Origin of the sequence: Cryobacterium sp. 10I1 (assembly GCF_035019805.1) — a bacterium.
Lineage (GTDB): Bacteria > Actinomycetota > Actinomycetes > Actinomycetales > Microbacteriaceae > Cryobacterium > Cryobacterium glucosi.
On sequence record NZ_JASJVF010000568.1, the window covers coordinates 1 to 442 of the forward strand.

The 442-nt window shown below is 71.7% G+C and carries 1 pseudogene; it reads right to left on the reverse strand.

Going from position 1 to position 442, the window contains the following annotated elements:
• Positions 1–442: pseudogene (locus QN345_RS19810) on the reverse strand (amino acid deaminase/aldolase); the annotation flags it as partial.

Sequence of the window (442 nt, forward strand, 5' to 3'; positions counted from 1 at the left end):
CCATCAGGCCGACGAGAGCGAAGCCGGGGCGCGCGACGATGGCCGCCGCGAAGTCCCTGGCCTCCGCGGCGGTATGCACCGGCGAGCGCAGCACGCCGAGGTGCCCGAGCACCGGGTTCTTCCAGCCGGCGTCGAGCTCGATGCACAGTCGGATGGTCTCGCGCCGGTGCGGGGGGATCACCGTGTCGATGAGATCGAGCTGGGCGAGCGAGTCGACCATCAGGGCGACCCGGGAGGCGAGCAGTGCCGAGCGGCCGAGGACCCCGATCGCCCCCCGGTCCACGCTCGGATAGCCGACGACGATGTCGTCGAGGGATTCCGCGAGCCAGAGCGCCTCGGCGAGGGTGTACGCGAGCACGCCCTGGTAGCCGGGCACGGCGAGGATGGCCTCGAGCACGCCACGGACGCGGATCGACTTCGAAGCAACGCGGATCGGGGTTCC